The organism is Methylopila henanensis (assembly GCF_042681025.1).
GTDB classification, from domain to species: Bacteria; Pseudomonadota; Alphaproteobacteria; order Rhizobiales; family Methylopilaceae; genus Methylopila; species Methylopila henanensis.
This window is the reverse complement of sequence record NZ_JBHUER010000001.1, coordinates 373,452-388,568: the sequence shown is the minus strand read 5'-3', so window position 1 is coordinate 388,568 and position 15,117 is coordinate 373,452. Positions and strand designations below refer to the sequence as shown.

The window sequence follows — 15,117 nt, the reverse complement described above, 5'->3', positions numbered from 1 at the left end:
CATCCCGGACGGCCGCAAGGCCGAGCCGGGATCGCGCGAAGATTGCGCGTCCTCGAAGGACGATCCCGGCGCTTGCTTCGCTTGGCCGGGATGACGAGTTTGGGAAACGGGAAGACAATGCTCTCGATCAAGAACCTCCACGCCTCCATCGAGGACAAGCCGATCCTGCGCGGGCTCGACCTCGACGTGAAACCGGGCGAGGTGCACGCGATCATGGGGCCGAACGGCTCGGGCAAATCGACCCTGTCCTACGTGCTCGCCGGCAAGGAGGACTACGAGGTCACCGAAGGCTCGGCCACGCTCGACGGCGAGGACCTGTTCGCCATGGAGGCCGACGAGCGCGCCGCAGCCGGCCTGTTCCTCGCGTTCCAGTATCCGCTTGAGATCCCCGGCGTCGCGACCATGACCTTTCTGAAGGCCGCGCTGAACGCCCAGCGTCGCGCCCGAGGCGACGCCGAGCTGCCGACGCCGCAGTTCATGAAGCTCGTCCGCGAAAAGGCAGACAACCTAGGTATTTCCACGGAGATGCTGAAGCGCGGTCTCAACGTCGGATTCTCCGGCGGCGAGAAGAAGCGCAACGAGATCCTGCAGATGGCGCTGCTGGAGCCGAAGCTGTGCGTGCTTGACGAGACCGACAGCGGTCTCGACATCGACGCGCTCAAGGTGGTGTCGGAGGGCGTCAACGCGCTCCGGGCGAAGAACCGCTCCTTCGTGGTCATCACGCACTACCAGCGCCTGCTCGACCACATCAAGCCGGACATCGTCCACGTCATGGCGAAGGGCCGCATCGTCCGCACCGGCGGACCGGAGCTCGCCCATGAGCTCGAGGCCCGCGGCTACGCGGACTACGTCGGCGAAGCCGCGGCGTGAGAAGGGATGAGACGATGAACGCCGAGGTCCGCTCCATCCGAACGGCCGCCGAGAGCGCTCTGGTCGAGGCCTTCGCCGCCGTCGGCCCGTCGCTGCCCGGCGGCGCCGACGTCACCGAACGCCGCGCTGCGGCGCTCCGGGAGATCGCCGAGCGCGGCCTGCCGACGCGGCGGGTCGAGGACTGGAAGTATTTCGACCTGCGCGCGCTGATGCGCGACGCGCGGCCGCTCGCAGCCCCGATCGGCGACGCCGAGATCGAAGCGGCCCGCGCGCTGCTGCCGCTGGCCGGCGTCGACGCGGCCCGGATCGTGTTCGTGAACGGCCAGTTCTGCGCCGCCCTGTCGGACATCGATCCGCTGCCTGAGGGCGTCTCGGCGACGTGGCTCGCCGACGCGCTCGGCGACGACGGCGCGGCGCTGTTCGACCGCGGCGAGGCGCCCGCCGGCAACGCCGCCGTCGCGCTCAACGCGGCCTTCGTGGCGGACGGAATCGTGCTTGGGATCGCCGCCGGCGTCGCCGTGGCGCGGCCGATCCACGTGGCGAACGTCCAGACCGGCGCGGCTCACGCGGCCTTCGGCCGCGTGGCGGTGACGGCGGGCGAGGGCGCTTCCGTCACCATCGTGGAAAGCCACGTCGGAAGCCCGGAAGGCCACCAGACCAACACGCATGTCTCCGTGACTCTCGCCGACCGCGCGGACGTCTCGCTCGTGAAGCTGCAGGACGAAGGCCTCGGCACGCTGCATCTCGCCACGCTGACCGCGACGCTCGGCGCCGGCGCGAAGCTGTCGTCGCTCGCGCTCTCGGCCGGTTCGGCCGCGGCCCGGCAGCAGGTCTATCTCGCCTTCAGGGGCGACCGCTCCACCGCCGAGATCCGTGGCGCGGGCTTCGCCGGCGCGCGACGCCTGCTCGACACCACGCTGGTCGTCGAGCACGACGCGCTCGGCTGCGCCAGCCGCGAGCACTTCAAGACCGCGCTCGACGGCGAGGCGCGCTCGGTGTTCCAGGGCAAGATCGTGGTGAAGCCCGGCGCGCAGAAGACCGACGGCAAGATGATGGCCCAGGCGCTGCTGCTGTCCGAGGGCGCCGAGGCCGACGCCAAGCCCGAGCTCGAGATCTTCGCCGACGACGTGGTCTGCGGCCATGGCGCGACCGTCGGCGCGCTCGACGACGAGCTGCTGTTCTACCTCAAGTCCCGCGGCATTCCGCAGAAGGAGGCCGAGGCGCTGATGGTGCAGGCCTTCGTCGGCGAGGTGATCGAAACCGCCGAGGACGAGGCGCTGCGCGACGCGCTGACCGCGCGGTCGACCGCCTGGCTCAAGGCGCGCGACTGAGCATGGAGGCGAAAGCCGCCGCGCCCGGCTACGGCTGGGGCGCGCTGCTGCGGCACGTGCCGCTCTCCGTCACGCGCATGCGCCGCGTGACGCGCGAGATGCAGGCGGCCGGGATTGACGAGCGCTGGCGGTTGGTCGCCATCGCGTCCTCCGCCTTCGTGATGGCGGCGGAGCAGGCGGCGATCGAAGCCTATCAGCCCGATCCGCTCTTCGACGGCTGGCGCGCGGCCTATGGCGAGGCGGCGACGCTGACCGGCGCCTTCCTAGGCTTTCTCGTGCTCGGAACCGTCATCGTCTATGCGCTCGCCGCCGTGCTTCACCTGACGTTCCGCATCGCCCGCCGCGGGACGACCTTCGCCGACATGCGCATCGCCATGGCGGCAAGCGGCTATCCGCAGATCGTGCTCAGCCTCATCAATCTCGCGATCATCGGCATCGCCGCTTTGGCCGGGGAAGGCTGGCGCGCGCCGGCGCTCTCGGCGATCGAGGCGAGCCTGGTCGTGGCGATGGCGCTCGCCGTCGGCTACGGCGTGGTCGCGGTCTCGGCCGCGACCGGCGTGTCCACCCTGCAGGTTCTGGGCCTTCAGTTCATCGCGGGCCTCGGCGCCGTCGCGGCGGTCGCCGCCGGGGCATGGGCTGTGGCACTTGTGATCTGACGCGAAACGGTTAGATCAGTCTTATGGCACTCGCTCACATCGCCGACGCCGTCCCGGCCTACGACGTGCAGCGCCTGCGCGCGGACTTCCCCGCGCTCGCGCTCACCGTGCACGGCAAGCCGCTCGCCTATCTCGACAACGGCGCCTCGGCCCAGAAACCGGTCCAGGTGCTGGACCGGATGCGGCGCGCCTACGAGACCGAGTATTCCAACGTCCATCGCGGGCTGCACTACCTCGCGAACGCCGCGACCGAGGCGTTCGAGGGCGCGCGGGAGAGCGTGCGGACGTTCCTGAACGCGGCCTCCACCGACGAGATCGTCTTCACCCGCTCCGCCACCGAGGCGATCAACCTCGTCGCCAACGGCGTCGGCCTTGGCGGGATCCAAGAGGGCGACGAGATCGTCCTCACGATCATGGAGCACCACTCCAACGTGGTGCCATGGCATTTCCTGCGCGAACGGCGCGGCGCGGTCCTCAAGTGGGTGCAGGTGCGCGAGGACGGCTCGTTCGACCTCGACGCGTTCGAGGCGGCGCTCTCCGAGCGCACGAAGTTCGTCGCCGTGACGCACATGTCGAACGTGCTCGGCACCGTCGTGCCGGTGAAGGAGGTCTGCCGGATCGCCCACGAGCGCGGCGTGCCGGTGCTCGTCGACGGCAGCCAGGGCGCGGTCCATCTCGCGCCGGACGTGCGCGACATCGATTGCGACTACTACGTGCTCACCGGCCACAAGGTCTACGGACCGACCGGCATCGGCGCGCTCTACGGCAAGTACGAACGGTTGAAGGCGCTGGCCCCGTTCAACGGCGGCGGAGAGATGATCCGCGACGTGACGGAAGACGACGTCACCTATGGCGAGCCGCCCCATCGCTTCGAGGCCGGCACGCCGCCGATCGTGCAGGCGATCGGCCTCGGCGCGGCGCTTGACTACATGCGCGGCGTGGGGCTTCCGGCGATCGCCGCCCACGAGGCCGCGCTCGCGGCCTACGCGCACGAGAAGCTCGGCGCGATCAACGCCGTGCGCATCTTCGGCCATGCGCCGGGCAAGGGCGCCATCCTCGCCTTCAATCTGGAAGGCGCGCACGCCCACGACGTCGCGACCGTGCTCGACCGCTCGGGGATCGCGGTGCGCGCGGGCACGCACTGCGCCCAGCCCCTGCTGAAGCGGCTCGGCGTCACGTCGACCTGCCGCGCCTCCTTCGCCCTTTACAACACGACCGACGAGATCGATCGTCTCGCCGAAGCGCTTCTGAAAGCGCGCGACCTGTTCGCGTGAGAAAGGCTCGACCATGACCGACGCAGCAACGGCGGCGAAGCCGGCCGAGCCGGCCTCGGCGATCCCGCCCGAAGAGCTCGACCGTCTCACCGACGACATCATCACCGCGCTCAAGACCGTCTACGATCCGGAGATCCCGGTCGACATCTACGAGCTCGGACTGGTCTACCGCATCGACATCTCCGACGACCGCGACATCGCGATCGACATGACGCTGACGGCGCCGGGCTGCCCCGTGGCGGGCGAAATGCCGGGCTGGGTCGAGAACGCCGTCGGCGCCGTGCCGGGCGTGGGCAAGGTCGACGTCAAGATGGTCTTCGACCCGCCGTGGGACCAGAGCCGCATGTCGGACGAGGCCCGCGTCGCGCTCGACATGTGGTGACGAGGGCATGGCGGCGGAGAGCGCGATCGAACGGCCTTCCGTGGCCGGCGTGCTCGAGACCGCGCTCTATGTCGACGACCTCGTAAGGGCCTCGGCGTTCTACGACCGCCTGTTCGGCTTCCCCAAACTGTTCGCGGACGCGCGGCTGATCGCCTATGACGTCGCAGGCCGCAGCGTGCTGCTGCTGTTCGCGGCGGGCGCGAGCGCGACGGAGCAGAGGCTGCCCGGCGGCTCGATCCCGGCCCATGACGGGCAGGGCGGCGCGCACATGGCCTTCGCCGTGGACGCCGCGGCGCTGCCGGGGTGGGAACGGCTGCTCGCCGATCTCGACGTCGCCGTCGAGGGACGGGTGAGCTGGCCGCGCGGCGGCGAGAGCGTCTATTTCCGCGACCCCGACGGCAACCTGCTGGAGATCGCGACGCCCGGCCTGTGGGCCACCTATTGAGCCGCAGCGATCTTCTCTTCATCGCGGCGAACGCTTACCTTTACGGACGACGTCCGTTTCGCTGGAGCATGATGGCCATGGCCGCCCGCCCAATCCCCAAGGTGATGACGCTGACCGACCGCGCGGCGGATCGGGTGCGCTCGATCATCTCGCGCTCGGACAAGCCGCTCGCCGGGCTGCGCATCGGCGTGAAGACCGGCGGCTGCGCCGGCATGGAGTACACCATGGACTACGCCGAGGCGGCGGGTCCGGCCGACGAGGTGATCGAGGACAAGGGCGTGAAGGTCCTGATCGACCCGAAGGCGATCCTCTACCTGCTCGGCACCGAGATGGACTTCGTGACCGAGAAGATGTCGCAGCGCTTCGTGTTCAACAATCCGAACCAGACCTCGGCCTGCGGCTGCGGCGAGTCGGTCGCGATCACGCCCGCCGTGCCGGACACCTACGTCCCGGCCCGCTGATGGCGATCGGCGCCGACGAGGCGTCGGAGCTGTTCCGCGAGCTTGGCGAGGTGCGCGTGCGCCGGATGTTCGGCGGCGCGGGGCTCTACCATGACGGCGTGATGTTCGCGCTCGAAGCCGACGGCGTCCTCTATCTGAAGGCGGACGCCGAGGCGGCCGAAGCCTTCCGCGCCGAGGGAAGCGAGCCCTTCTCCTACGTCAGGTCGAGCGGCCGCCGGACGATGGCCTCCTACTGGCGGCTGCCCGAGCGCCTGATGGACGAGCCGGACGAACTCGCGGCCTGGGCGCGGCGCTCGGCCGCCGTCGCCCGCGCGGCGGCGGCCAGGCCGAAACGGCGGCGTCCATGAGCCTGTTCGAGCGGCTGAAGGCGGACGCGGCCAGGGAATGGGCTTCTTACGTCGACCACGCCTTCGTGCGCGGCCTGGGCGACGGCTCGCTGCCGCAGGCGGCGTTTCGCTCCTATCTCGTGCAGGACTACCTGTTCCTGATCCAGTTCGCCCGCGCCTACGGTCTCGCCGTCTACAAGGCCGACCGGCTGTCGGACATGCGCGCCGCGGCGGCCACGCTGCACGCCATCCTCGACGTCGAGATGGACCTGCATGTGCGGGTCTGCGCCGGCTGGGGCCTCGAAGCGGCCGACCTCGAAGCCGCGGAGGAGGGCGACGCCTGCGTCGCCTACACCCGCTTCGTGCTCGACGCCGGCCTGCGCGGCGACCTGCTGGACCTGACCGTGGCGCTCAGCCCCTGCGTGATCGGCTACGCCGAGATCGGCGGTGGGCTCGCGGCGCAGGGCGTCGCGCCCAATAACCCTTACCGCCCGTGGATCGAGGAATACGCCGGCGCCGCCTATCAGGACGTCGCCGCCTCCGCGCGCGTGACGCTGGACAGGCTCGGCGCGGACAGGCTGACGCCGCAGCGCTACCGGGAGCTCAAGCGGCTGTTCGTGACGGCGTCGCGGCTGGAGGCTGCGTTCTGGCAGGCGGCGCTCGACGACGCGGCGGCGGACTGATCCGGCGAAGCAAGGCGGCGTTGCGTCTGAGGCAGGCCCGAGCGTCTTTCGGGACGGGCCGATCGAACTATCTCGTTAGGCGACAGCCCGCCGCCCGCCGCGGGCCTTTTTAAGAACGCCGGAGTTTCTTCATGACCGGAACCGTCGATCCGTTGTTCCAGCCGCTCAAGGCCGGGGCGCTCGAGCTCCGCAACCGCATCGTCATGGCGCCGCTGACGCGCTCCCGCGCCGACGCCAAAACGCTCGCGCCGCGCCAGATCAACGCCGACTACTACGGCCAGCGCGCCAGCGCCGGCCTGATCATCGCGGAAGCGACCCAGATCATGCCGGAAGGCCAGGGCTACGCCTGGACGCCCGGCATCTATTCCGACGAGCAGATTGCGGGGTGGAAGCTCGTCACCGACGCGGTCCACTCCAAAGGCGGTAAGATCGTGCTTCAGCTCTGGCATGTGGGGCGCATCTCGCATCGCGATCTGCAGCCGGGCGGAAAGCTTCCCGTCGCGCCGTCGGCGGTGAAGCCGGAAGGCAAGGCCTTCACCGAGACCGGGTTCAAGGACCTCGAGACCCCGCGCGCGCTGGAGCTCGACGAAATTCCCGACATCATCGCGCAATACGGGCGGGCCGCCAGCAACGCAATCGCGGCCGGCTTCGACGGCGTCGAGGTGCATGGCGCGAACGGCTATCTGCCGGACCAGTTCCTGCGCGACAAGACCAACCTGCGCACCGACGCCTATGGCGGCTCGATCCAAAACCGCGCCCGCTTCCTGCTGGAGGCGACGGAGGCCGCGATCGCCGCGATCGGCCATGAGCGCGTCGGCATCCGGCTCTCGCCGGTCAGCCCCGCCAACGACTGCGCGGATTCCAATCCCGAGCCGCTGTTCACCTATCTGACCGAGCGCCTCTCGGATCTTCGCCTCGCCTATCTGCATGTGATCGAGGGCGAGACCCGCGGTTCGCGCGCGCCGGAAGGCGCCTTCGACCTCTCGGTGCTGCGAAAGGCCTTCAACGGCGTCTACATCGGCAACAACGGCTACGATCCGGAGCTCGCCGCCGCGCGCGTCGCGGCCGGCGAGGTCGACGCCGTCGCCTTCGGGCGGCCGTTCATCGCCAATCCCGATCTCGTCGAGCGCATCCGCGAAGGCGCGCCGCTGGCTGAGCCCGACCAGGCCACCTTCTACGGCGGGGGAGAGAAAGGCTACACCGACTATCCCACCCGCGGGCAGGACGCGGCCAAGGTCGCCTGAGCGAAAGCTTCAGGCCACCTGGGACCGGCTCGCCTCGTCGGCGACGGCGACGAGCGGGTCGGTCTCGCCCACCACCAGATTGCGGCCGTTGCGCTTGGCGGCGTAGAGGCACTGGTCGGCGCGGTCGATCACCGTCTGGCCGGTGTCGCCGCGCCGCCAGGTGGCGACGCCGATCGACACGGTGACGCGTCCGAGGTGCTCGCCGGTCGACCGCTTGACGAGGTCCTTCGCCATCACGGCGCGGCGCACGCGCTCGGCCACGGCGATCGCGGCGTTGACGTCGGTCTCCGCCAGCACGATTGCGAACTCCTCGCCGCCGAAACGCGCGGCGAGGTCCTGGCCCTTCACGTTCTGCTTCAGCGCCAGCGCCACGAGGCGCAGCACCTGATCGCCGGTGAGGTGGCCGTAGTTGTCGTTGAAGGTCTTGAAGTGGTCGATGTCGACCACGAGGATCGAGAAGCCGGAGCCGGCCTCGGCGTCGATGAGGGCGCGGTCGATCGTGCTCTGCAGGAACTTGCGGTTGGCGAGGCCCGTCAGCGGGTCGGTGAGCGATTCCGCGCGGACCACCTCGAGCGTGTGATGCAGCTCCTGCATCTGCTCCTGCGATCTCGATAGGCTCTGCTCAAGCTCCTTCGTGCGCTCCACCATGCGCTGGGTTTCGGCCAGCAGCTTCTGCGACATGGAGAACAGGGGCTCGGCCGCGCCGCCGAGCTTGCGCGCGTCTTCGGAGATCCTTGCGATGCTTTCCGCATAGTCCTTGCTGGAGCCGCGGCCCGCTTTCAGCACGCTGGTGACCTTGACGATCTCCTCGAGGATGCGCGTGCCCACATGGTCGACGCGCTCCGAGAGCCGAAGCGGCGACAGGTAGGTTTCATACAGCAGGTCGAGGTCGGCCTCGGCGATCACGGGGCCGCGTTCGAGCGCCTCGTTGATCGCACGGTTCAGCGCCGAGTTGTACCCGGTCGCGTAAGTGTACCAGAGCTCGTAATTGCGCGGATAGGCGGGATGACGGTGGGCGCGGAGTCGGTGGACGGCTGCGTCGCTGAAGGTCAGCGTTCTCTCGAAGTCACTCAGCCCACCGCGCATCGGTCGCTCCTAACCCCGCCTCGCCGCGGGTCGACGCCCGTCGACGCCCCCGCTGGCGCGCAACGCCATCCAATGTATGGAGGCGCGCGTAAAGTCGTCGTTAATAAGATCGGTCGTCAAACCGAAAAACGACGCACAACGACGCACTTAGAAGCGATCGAACACTTACGCCCGTTTCAGGCGCACCGGACGAAGCAGGAAGGCCGGCACATGGTCGCCCAGTCCGACGACCTTGACGCCGTCGTCGGACGCCTGCGGCGCGGGTCGGCGTTCGCCGCCGCGACGGGGAGCGGCCGGCGCCTCCGCGGCGGCGGGCCGGCTCTCCGGGACCGCCTCTTTCGGTTCGGCCGGCGCCTTCGAAGCGGCTGAGCGCCTGCGCCCGGCAGGCTTGTCGGAAGCGGGCTTGGGCGAGGGGGACGCCTCGGCGGGCTTGGACGAAGAGCGTCCACGCCCGGAGGCGGGAGCCGCGCGGCCGCGTCCGCGGCCTCCGCGCCCGCCCGCGGCGAGGCTCTCCTCGGTCAGGCTTTCGCCCTGCCACTCGATCTTCGCGCCGGCGAGCTTCTCGATCGCCTCGAGGTTCTTGCCGTCCGACGGCGCGACGAGCGTCAGCGCGACGCCGGAGCGGCCGGCGCGGCCGGTGCGGCCGATGCGGTGGACATAGTCCTCGGCATGGATCGGCACGTCGTAGTTGATGACGTGGCTCACGTCGGGAATGTCGAGGCCGCGCGCGGCCACGTCGCTCGCGACCAGCAGGTCGACCTCGCCGGTCTTGAAGCTGTCGAGCGCCGCCATGCGGGCGCGCTGGTCCATGTCGCCGTGCAGCGCCGCGACCCGGAAGCCGTGGCTCTGGAGCGACTTGTGGACCACGGCGATGTCGCGCTTGCGGTTGCAGAACACGATCGCGTTCTTGAAGTTCTCCTGCGCGCGGGCGACGCGGCGCAGCGCGTCGCGCTTCTCGGCCGGGTCGTCGCTGGTCGCGACGAGGAGCTGCTTGATCGAGGCGTTCGTGGAGGAGGGCCGGGCGACCTCGATCCGCTCCGGATCGCGCAGGAACTGCTGGGTCAGGCGCGTGATCTCGGGCGGCATGGTCGCCGAGAAGAACAGCGTCTGCCGCCGCGCGGGGATGAGCTTGCAGATGCGCTCGATGTCGGGAATGAACCCCATGTCGAGCATGCGGTCGGCTTCGTCGATCACGAGGATCTCAATGCCGGTCAGCAGCAGACGTCCGCGCTCGTGATGGTCGAGCAGGCGGCCGGGCGTCGCGATCAGCACGTCGACGCCGCGGGTGAGCTTCGCGTCCTGGTCGCCGAAGGAGACGCCGCCGATCAGCAGCGCCATGGAGAGCTTGTGGTTCGCGCCGTATTTCGCGAAGCTTTCCTCGACCTGGGCCGCGAGTTCGCGGGTCGGTTCGAGGATGAGCGTGCGCGGCATGCGCGCCCGGGCGCGGCCCTGTTCGAGCAGAGTCAGCATCGGGAGCGTGAAGGAGGCGGTCTTGCCCGTGCCCGTCTGCGCGATGCCGAGCACATCGCGGCCGGTCAGCACATGCGGGATCGCGCGCTCCTGGATCGGCGTGGGCTGGGTGTAGCCCGAGGCTTCCACGGCGGCGAGCACCTTCGGGCTCAGTCCGAGTTCGGAAAAAGTCATGTCGTCCTTAATCATCGATCGGGGAGGGCGGACGGACACGTCAGACGTGTAGTCCACGCGCCGCGCGCAAACGCCAAGGTTCGCCGCAACTTGCGATCTGTGGCGGAGATGAGGCATCAGGCGCGTTTTGTCAATCGTCGCATGCCCGGAAACCTGCGGCTGAGCGCTCATATCGCAGCGGAGAGACACATCTCGTGACGGAAAAACTGCCTGTCGTCTTCGTGCCGGGTCTCGGATGCACGGCACGACTGTTCGAGGCCCAACTCGCGGCGCTCGGCGACCGGACCGCCATGGTCGCCGACCACACGCGCCACGCGGACATCGCGGCGATCGCCGAGGACGTGCTCGCGGCCGCGCCGGAGCGTTTCGCGCTGGTGGGCCTGTCCATGGGCGGCTACGTCGCGTTCGAGATCCTGCGCCGAGCGCCGGATCGCGTCGTCCGCCTCGCGCTGCTCGACACCACCGCCTATCCCGACACGGAGGAGGGCAGAGCGCGGCGCCGGACGCTGATCGCCGCGGCCGAGAGGGGCAAGCTCGGCTCGATCCACGCCGCGACTTTCGCGCGCTACGTGGAGCCGGGCCGCGTCGCCGACGCCGAGCTGGAGGCGGTCGTCCGCGGCATGCTGTTCGCGACCGGCGCGCCGGCCTTCGTGCGCCAGATGACCGCCATCCTGAACCGCGCGGACTACGAGCCGCTGCTCGAACGGATCGCCTGCCCGACGCTGGTGCTCGTCGGCGAGAACGACGCGCCGACCCCGCCGGACCACGCGCGCCGGATGGCCGCGGCGATCCCCGGCGCGCGGCTCGCCGTGCTCCCGGCGACCGGGCATCTTTCCACGCTGGAGAACCCGGACGGCGTGAACGCCGAACTGACGCCGTTTCTGGGCTGACGGAGGCCGGGGCTCAGTTCATCGCGGGGCCGAACCGCACCTCGCCCGGCGCGCCCACTATCAGCACCCAGGTGTCGCGCAGGCCGTCCCTGTCGGGAACCGTGTCGAGGAACATCGTGACCCCGCCGGCCGGTCCCGGCTCCGCCCGGACGTCGCCGAAGGTCAGCCGGGCGGCGTCCTCGTCCTCGAGCTCCTTGGTCTCGAAGATCCGGCCGTCGGGCTCGGTCAGCCACTGGACATAGAAGCGCTGGCGGGAGCCGTCGACGACGCCCACGACGCGCGAGAAGCCCTTGCCGTCGGCGGTGCTCCACGGTCCCGCGAGCCGCACGACCGACACGTTCGGCGCGACGCCGAGCGGGTCTCCTGCGGCGTCGGACGGGCCGGGCATGTTCTCGGGCGCAGGCGCGGGCGTGACGGTCGGGCGAGCCGGCTCGTCCGGCCTCACCGGGCCGGGATCGATCTTCTCCGGCGGCGCCGCGGGGGAGGGCGAGGCGGGCGGCGGCGTCTGCGCGCCGGTGGACGTCGCGGCGGCGAGGGCGAAGGCCGCCAGCAGAAGACGTGTCGATCGGGCCATGGTCGCGCTCCTGAGCGTCAAGTCCGGCGAACCTCTCTGCCTCGACAACGATCGTCCGGCGGCGTTCGATCCCTCCGCGGCGATCAGATGTCGACGAGCTCGCTCGCGAAGGCGGCGTTCTCCTGAATGAAGCGGAACCGCGCCTCGGGCTTGGAGCCCATCAGCCGCTCGACCGCGTCGCGGGTGCCTTCACGGCCCTCTTCGGCGATCTCGACCCTCAGCAGGGTCCGCTTGTCCGGCGCCATGGTGGTCTCGCGAAGCTGCGCCGGCATCATCTCGCCGAGACCCTTGAAGCGGCCGATCTCGACCTTCTTGCCCTTGAACCGCTTGGCGACGATCTCGTCCTTGTGGGCGTCGTCCCGGGCGTAGACGGTCAGGCCGCCATGGCTGATGCGGTAGAGCGGCGGCACCGCGAGATAGAGGTGGCCGTTGCGGATCAGCTCCGGCAGCTCCCGGAAAAAGTAGGTCATCAGCAGCGAGGCGATGTGCGCGCCGTCGACGTCGGCGTCGGTCATGACGATGACGCGCTCGTAGCGCAGGTCGGCCTCGGCGTAGCGGGAGCGCGCGCCGCAGCCGAGCGCGAGCAGCAGGTCGGAGAGCTGCTGGTTCTGGGCGAGCTTGTCGGCGCCGGCGCTGGCGACGTTGAGGATCTTGCCCCGGAGCGGCAGCACCGCCTGCGTGGCTCGGTCGCGCGCCTGCTTGGCCGAGCCGCCGGCCGAGTCGCCCTCGACGATGAACAGCTCCGAGCCCTTCGAGCCGGCCTGGCTGCAGTCCGCGAGCTTGCCCGGCAGGCGGAGCTTGCGCGTCGCGGACTTGCGCGCGACATCCTTCTCGGCGCGGCGGCGCAGCCGGTCCTCGCCGCGGGCGATGACGAACTCGAGCAGCCGGTTCGCCTGCTGCGGCGAGGCGGCGAGCCAGTGGTCGAAGGCGTCCTTCACCGCCGCCTCGACGATGCGCGCAGCCTCCGCGGTCGCGAGGCGCTCCTTGGTCTGGCCCTGGAACTCCGGCTCCCGGATGAAGGCCGACAGCATGACGGCGGCGCCCGCCATCACGTCGTCGCCGGTGAGGATCGACGCGCGCTTGACGTTGGTCAGCTCGGCGTAGCCCTTCAGAGCGCGCAGCAGCGCGACCCGCAGGCCCTGCTCATGCGTGCCGCCTTCCGGCGTCGGCACGGTGTTGCAGTAGGAGCGGCAGAACCCGTCCTCGCCGTCGTCCGCCCAGGCGATCGCCCATTCGACCGCGCCGTGCCCGCCGGCCCGCTTGTGGTGGCCCGCGAAGATCTCGGCCGCGAGCTCTCGGCCCGCCAGGCTGGTGGCGAGGTAGTCCTTCAGCCCGCCGGGGAAGTGCAGGGTGGTCTTGTCCGGCACGTTCTCGGCGCCGGCGAGCAGCTCGGCCGGGCAGGTCCAGCGGATCTCGACGCCCGAGAACAGATAGGCCTTGGAGCGCGCCATCTGGAACAGGCGGGCGGGCTTCAGCCGCGCCTCGGCGCCGAAGATCGTCGCGTCGGGGAGGAAGCGCACCCGCGTGCCGCGGCGGTTGTGGACCGGGCCGACCTCCTCCAGCGCGCCCTGCGGATGGCCGCGGGAGAACGACTGCCGGTAGAGCTTCTGGTTCCGGGCCACCTCGATGTCGAGACGCTCCGACAGCGCGTTGACGACCGAGACGCCGACACCGTGCAGGCCGCCGGAGGTCTCGTAGACCTTGCCGTCGAACTTTCCGCCGGAATGCAGCGTCGTCATGATGACTTCGAGCGCGGACTTGCCCGGAAACTTCGGATGCGGATCGACCGGGATGCCGCGGCCGTTGTCGGTCACGGTGACGGAGCCGTCCTGGCCGACGTCGACCGCGATGAAGGTGGCATGGCCGGCCACCGCCTCGTCCATGGCGTTGTCGATCACCTCGGCGAACAGGTGGTGCAGGGCCTTCTCGTCGGTGCCGCCGATGTACATGCCGGGCCGGCGCCGCACGGGCTCCAGCCCCTCCAGCACCTCGATGTCGGCGGCGGTGTAGCCGGCCTCGGCCGGCGTTTCGGCGCGGGGCAGGGCGCGCGCCGCCGCCTTGGGCGTCGCCGCAGGCTTGGGCGGTTCTCCGCCCAAGCCTGCGAGAAGATCAGATTTCGGTTCGGCCATCGGGCGTCCATAGCGATTCGCGCCGCTGCGCTGCAAGAGCATCATGCCACGCGGCGGCCCCCGAAGTCGCGCCGCCCATGTTCCGGAGGCAGGCGCGACGCCGCAGTTCGGCTTCATTTTCCCGTCTAATCGTCCGGCTATGCTGCGGCGCGCAAGGCGAGGGCGCATCGATGAACGAACCGGTGAGCGTGCGGGCGAGGATGCTGCGTCTGGCGCTGCGCTACGCGGTCAAGCCGCGGCTTCTCGGCGAGCCAGACCTGCTCCGCCTGCGCGCCGAGGTCGACGCGGTGGCGCGGCTCGCTCCCGACGCTCCGCGCAACGTCGCGCGGCGCGCGACGCGCGTCGGCGGGCTCGCGGCGGAGGCCCACGCCCCGGTCGGCTTCGCGGGATCGCGCGTGCTGCTCTACCTCCACGGCGGCGCCTTCGTCGCCGGCTCCCCCCGCACCCACCGCGGCATCTCTGGCCGGCTGGCGCGCGGGGTCGGCGCGACCACGATCACGCCGGACTACCGGCTCGCGCCCGAGCACCCGTTTCCGGCCGCGATCGAGGATGCGCTCGGGGTCTACGAGGCCCTGCTCGAAAGCGGCGTCGCGCCGGGCGCGATCGGCCTCGTCGGGGACAGCGCCGGCGGCAATCTGGTGTTCGCGCTCATGCTCGACCTGAAGCGCCGAGGCCTGCCGCAACCGGCCGCCGCTGTGGCGCTCTCGCCCTTCGTCGACCTGACGGGAAGCGGTGAAAGCATGAGCGGAAACAAAGCGCTCGACCCGTTTCTTGAACCGGAGGGTCTGCCCGCGCTGGTCGCCGCCTACGCTCCCGGACGCGATCCGCGCGACCCGCTGCTGTCGCCGCTCTACGGCGATCTCGCCGGGCTCCCGCCGTGCTTCGTCCAGTGCGGAGGCGACGAGATCCTGCGCGACGATTCCGTGCGGATGAACGCGGCGCTGCTCGCCGCCGGCGTCGACGCGACGCTCGAGATCTGGCCGCAGATGCCGCATGTCTGGCAGGCCTTCGCGCGCTTCCTGCCGGAAGGCCGCAGCGCGATCGCGCGCATCGTCGCGTTCCTCGACGCGCGGCTCGCGGCGGGCGAGGGCGGTCTTTCGGCCGACGCCGCCTGACGGACCG

The 15,117-nt window shown here is 70.4% G+C and carries 16 protein-coding genes; 12 read left to right on the top strand and 4 right to left on the bottom strand.

Annotated features, from left to right (window positions below; translation table 11 throughout):
* Window positions 1-117: 117 nt before the first annotated feature.
* The 10 genes from sufC to ACFSCV_RS01865 all read left to right on the top strand — a co-directional run bounded on the left by sufC (window position 118) and on the right by ACFSCV_RS01865 (window position 7,672).
* Window positions 118-870 carry a Fe-S cluster assembly ATPase SufC gene (gene sufC, locus ACFSCV_RS01910; RefSeq protein WP_378796451.1) on the top strand — a complete coding sequence of 251 codons (753 nt, stop codon included), beginning with the start codon at window positions 118-120 and terminating at the stop codon, window positions 868-870.
* A gap of 14 nt (window positions 871-884) precedes the next feature.
* Complete coding sequence (sufD, locus tag ACFSCV_RS01905) at window positions 885-2,201, top strand: Fe-S cluster assembly protein SufD (RefSeq protein WP_378796449.1); 1,317 nt, start codon at window positions 885-887, stop codon at window positions 2,199-2,201.
* A gap of 2 nt (window positions 2,202-2,203) precedes the next feature.
* Window positions 2,204-2,857, top strand: a complete 654-nt coding sequence (locus ACFSCV_RS01900; protein WP_378796447.1) for a hypothetical protein — start codon at window positions 2,204-2,206, stop codon at window positions 2,855-2,857.
* Between the two features lie 23 nt (window positions 2,858-2,880).
* Window positions 2,881-4,131 (top strand): cysteine desulfurase, encoded by a 1,251-nt coding sequence (locus tag ACFSCV_RS01895; RefSeq protein ID WP_378796445.1) that lies wholly within the window; start codon window positions 2,881-2,883, stop codon window positions 4,129-4,131.
* A gap of 13 nt (window positions 4,132-4,144) precedes the next feature.
* A complete protein-coding gene (locus tag ACFSCV_RS01890) occupies window positions 4,145-4,513 on the top strand; it encodes an SUF system Fe-S cluster assembly protein (protein ID WP_378796443.1) in 369 nt (122 codons plus the stop codon).
* 7 nt (window positions 4,514-4,520) lie between these two features.
* Entirely contained in the window at window positions 4,521-4,958 is a 438-nt protein-coding gene (locus ACFSCV_RS01885; RefSeq protein ID WP_378796441.1) for a VOC family protein, read from the top strand.
* Window positions 4,959-5,035: 77 nt separating this feature from the next.
* Entirely contained in the window at window positions 5,036-5,419 is a 384-nt protein-coding gene (locus ACFSCV_RS01880; RefSeq protein WP_378796439.1) for a HesB/IscA family protein, read from the top strand.
* Window positions 5,419-5,766, top strand: coding sequence for a TfoX/Sxy family protein (locus ACFSCV_RS01875; RefSeq protein ID WP_378796437.1), 348 nt, complete (start codon window positions 5,419-5,421; stop codon window positions 5,764-5,766). The genes ACFSCV_RS01880 and ACFSCV_RS01875 overlap by 1 nt, the downstream gene beginning before the upstream one ends.
* A complete protein-coding gene (gene tenA, locus ACFSCV_RS01870) occupies window positions 5,763-6,428 on the top strand; it encodes a thiaminase II (RefSeq protein ID WP_378796435.1) in 666 nt (221 codons plus the stop codon). Before ACFSCV_RS01875 ends, tenA begins: the two co-directional genes overlap by 4 nt.
* Window positions 6,429-6,559: 131 nt before the next feature.
* On the top strand, window positions 6,560-7,672 hold the full coding sequence (locus ACFSCV_RS01865) for an alkene reductase (RefSeq protein ID WP_378796433.1): 1,113 nt from the start codon (window positions 6,560-6,562) through the stop codon (window positions 7,670-7,672).
* Window positions 7,673-7,681: 9 nt separating this feature from the next.
* On the opposite strand, the gene ACFSCV_RS01860 is transcribed toward ACFSCV_RS01865, so the two are convergent.
* Both ACFSCV_RS01860 and ACFSCV_RS01855 read right to left on the bottom strand, forming a co-directional pair.
* The gene (locus ACFSCV_RS01860; RefSeq protein WP_378796431.1) at window positions 7,682-8,758 is read right to left on the bottom strand and encodes a GGDEF domain-containing protein; all 1,077 of its coding nucleotides are present in this window, start codon (window positions 8,756-8,758) and stop codon (window positions 7,682-7,684) included.
* A 165-nt stretch (window positions 8,759-8,923) separates the two neighbouring features.
* Window positions 8,924-10,402, bottom strand: coding sequence for a DEAD/DEAH box helicase (locus ACFSCV_RS01855; protein ID WP_378796429.1), 1,479 nt, complete (start codon window positions 10,400-10,402; stop codon window positions 8,924-8,926).
* A gap of 194 nt (window positions 10,403-10,596) precedes the next feature.
* Here ACFSCV_RS01855 and ACFSCV_RS01850 point away from each other — a divergent pair, with 194 nt between their 5' ends.
* Entirely contained in the window at window positions 10,597-11,292 is a 696-nt protein-coding gene (locus tag ACFSCV_RS01850; protein ID WP_378796427.1) for an alpha/beta fold hydrolase, read from the top strand.
* A 13-nt stretch (window positions 11,293-11,305) separates the two neighbouring features.
* On the opposite strand, the gene ACFSCV_RS01845 is transcribed toward ACFSCV_RS01850, so the two are convergent.
* Both ACFSCV_RS01845 and parE read right to left on the bottom strand, forming a co-directional pair.
* Window positions 11,306-11,866 (bottom strand): hypothetical protein, encoded by a 561-nt coding sequence (locus ACFSCV_RS01845; RefSeq protein ID WP_378796425.1) that lies wholly within the window; start codon window positions 11,864-11,866, stop codon window positions 11,306-11,308.
* A gap of 83 nt (window positions 11,867-11,949) precedes the next feature.
* The gene (gene parE / locus ACFSCV_RS01840; RefSeq protein WP_378796423.1) at window positions 11,950-13,995 is read right to left on the bottom strand and encodes a DNA topoisomerase IV subunit B; all 2,046 of its coding nucleotides are present in this window, start codon (window positions 13,993-13,995) and stop codon (window positions 11,950-11,952) included.
* A 170-nt stretch (window positions 13,996-14,165) separates the two neighbouring features.
* Here parE and ACFSCV_RS01835 point away from each other — a divergent pair, with 170 nt between their 5' ends.
* On the top strand, window positions 14,166-15,110 hold the full coding sequence (locus tag ACFSCV_RS01835; protein WP_378796421.1) for an alpha/beta hydrolase: 945 nt from the start codon (window positions 14,166-14,168) through the stop codon (window positions 15,108-15,110).
* Window positions 15,111-15,117 lie beyond the last annotated feature (7 nt).

What these genes read in the sequence shown, in the direction of transcription:
- sufC (WP_378796451.1), top strand. Translation starts at nt 118, where the DNA reads ATGCTCTCGATCAAGAACCTCCACGCCTCCATCGAGGACAAGCCGATC.
- sufD (WP_378796449.1), top strand. Translation starts at nt 885, where the DNA reads ATGAACGCCGAGGTCCGCTCCATCCGAACGGCCGCCGAGAGCGCTCTG.
- ACFSCV_RS01900 (WP_378796447.1), top strand. Translation starts at nt 2,204, where the DNA reads ATGGAGGCGAAAGCCGCCGCGCCCGGCTACGGCTGGGGCGCGCTGCTG.
- ACFSCV_RS01895 (WP_378796445.1), top strand. Translation starts at nt 2,881, where the DNA reads ATGGCACTCGCTCACATCGCCGACGCCGTCCCGGCCTACGACGTGCAG.
- ACFSCV_RS01890 (WP_378796443.1), top strand. Translation starts at nt 4,145, where the DNA reads ATGACCGACGCAGCAACGGCGGCGAAGCCGGCCGAGCCGGCCTCGGCG.
- ACFSCV_RS01885 (WP_378796441.1), top strand. Translation starts at nt 4,521, where the DNA reads ATGGCGGCGGAGAGCGCGATCGAACGGCCTTCCGTGGCCGGCGTGCTC.
- ACFSCV_RS01880 (WP_378796439.1), top strand. Translation starts at nt 5,036, where the DNA reads ATGGCCGCCCGCCCAATCCCCAAGGTGATGACGCTGACCGACCGCGCG.
- ACFSCV_RS01875 (WP_378796437.1), top strand. Translation starts at nt 5,419, where the DNA reads ATGGCGATCGGCGCCGACGAGGCGTCGGAGCTGTTCCGCGAGCTTGGC.
- tenA (WP_378796435.1), top strand. Translation starts at nt 5,763, where the DNA reads ATGAGCCTGTTCGAGCGGCTGAAGGCGGACGCGGCCAGGGAATGGGCT.
- ACFSCV_RS01865 (WP_378796433.1), top strand. Translation starts at nt 6,560, where the DNA reads ATGACCGGAACCGTCGATCCGTTGTTCCAGCCGCTCAAGGCCGGGGCG.
- ACFSCV_RS01860 (WP_378796431.1), bottom strand. Translation starts at nt 8,758, where the DNA reads ATGCGCGGTGGGCTGAGTGACTTCGAGAGAACGCTGACCTTCAGCGAC.
- ACFSCV_RS01855 (WP_378796429.1), bottom strand. Translation starts at nt 10,402, where the DNA reads ATGACTTTTTCCGAACTCGGACTGAGCCCGAAGGTGCTCGCCGCCGTG.
- ACFSCV_RS01845 (WP_378796425.1), bottom strand. Translation starts at nt 11,866, where the DNA reads ATGGCCCGATCGACACGTCTTCTGCTGGCGGCCTTCGCCCTCGCCGCC.
- parE (WP_378796423.1), bottom strand. Translation starts at nt 13,995, where the DNA reads ATGGCCGAACCGAAATCTGATCTTCTCGCAGGCTTGGGCGGAGAACCG.
- ACFSCV_RS01835 (WP_378796421.1), top strand. Translation starts at nt 14,166, where the DNA reads ATGAACGAACCGGTGAGCGTGCGGGCGAGGATGCTGCGTCTGGCGCTG.